Annotated in this window: 1 protein-coding gene and 2 pseudogenes; all 3 read left to right on the top strand. The window is 61.6% G+C overall.

Translation table 11 applies throughout. The features are described from left to right. Positions 1-2: 2 nt before the first annotated feature. Complete coding sequence (locus tag RY831_RS32930; RefSeq protein WP_326510471.1) at positions 3-899, top strand: branched-chain amino acid ABC transporter permease; 897 nt, start codon at positions 3-5, stop codon at positions 897-899. A gap of 48 nt (positions 900-947) precedes the next feature. Then, positions 948-1,055, top strand: a pseudogene (locus RY831_RS32925) (branched-chain amino acid ABC transporter permease); the annotation flags it as partial. Position 1,056: 1 nt separating this feature from the next. After that, positions 1,057-1,288, top strand: a pseudogene (locus RY831_RS32920) (branched-chain amino acid ABC transporter permease); the annotation flags it as partial.

Here is a 1,288-nt window from a genome sequence, read left to right as displayed (position 1 = left end):
TGCTGTTCATGCTGTCTTCCGGCCTGACGCTGATCTTCAGCATGATGGGCGTGCTCAACTTCGCGCATGCCAGCTTCTACATGCTCGGTGCCTATTTCGCCTATGCGGTGAGCACCACCATCGGTTTCTGGCCGGCGCTGGTCGTCGCGCCGCTGCTCGTCGGCGTCATCGGCGCCATGGTCGAGCGCTACGGCCTGCGTTCGGTCCACAAGTACGGACACATTCCCGAACTGCTGTTCACCTTCGGCCTGTCGTATGTGCTGGTCGAGCTCGTCCAGCTGATCTGGGGCAGGGCGGCGGTGCCCTATCCGATTCCCGCCGAACTCGACGGACCGCTGTTCACGCTGTTCACCACCACTTTCCCGATGTACCGCGGCTTCATGATGCTCGTCGCCATCCTCATGCTGGTGGCCATCTTCCTGGTGCTCACCAAGACCCGCATCGGCCTCGTCATCCAGGCCGCGCTCACCCATCCCGACATGGTCGAGGCGCTGGGTCACAATGTGCCGCGCGTGTTCATGCTGGTCTTCGGCGGCGGCTGCGCGCTGGCCGGACTGGCCGGCGTGATCGGCGGCAACGCCTTCGTCACCGAGCCCGGCATGGCAGCCACCGTCGGCAGCATCATCTTCGTGGTGGTGGTGGTCGGCGGCATGGGATCGCTGGTCGGCGCGCTGCTGGCCTCGCTGCTGATCGGCGTGCTGCAGACCTATGCGGTGGCGCTGGACTATTCGTTCGCCACCGTGCTGGCCTTGATCGGCACTACCGTCACGCCGGAAACCTTCGGCTTCCCGGTACTGAAACTCACCATCTCGCAGGTGGCGCCGATCCTGCCTTACCTGCTGCTGGTACTGATCCTGATATTCCGTCCGCGCGGTCTGATGGGCACACGGGAGAGCTGACATGAATACCAATACACTCACCATTAAAAACACCATGACGTACAAGCNGTACTGAAACTCACCATCTCGCAGGTGGCGCCGATCCTGCCTTACCTGCTGCTGGTACTGATCCTGATATTCCGTCCGCGCGGTCTGATGGGCACACGGGAGAGCTGACATGAATACCAATACACTCACCATTAAAAACACCATGACGTACAAGCCCCTGAACCTGGCGCGCTGGATCATCTGGGGGCTGTTCGCCGTGATCCTGATCGTGGCGCCGCTGATCTTCAACAAGGGTGCCTCGCTCTCCATCCTGTCGCAGATCGGCACCGTCATGATCTTCGGCCTGTCCTACAACATGCTGCTGGGACAGGGCGGCATGCTCAGCTTCGGCCATGCGGTCT

The organism is Noviherbaspirillum album, from assembly GCF_035916955.1.
GTDB classification, from domain to species: Bacteria; Pseudomonadota; Gammaproteobacteria; order Burkholderiales; family Burkholderiaceae_D; genus Noviherbaspirillum; species Noviherbaspirillum album.
Note: the sequence above shows the minus strand (reverse complement) of the source record. Positions and strands in the feature narration are given on the sequence as shown.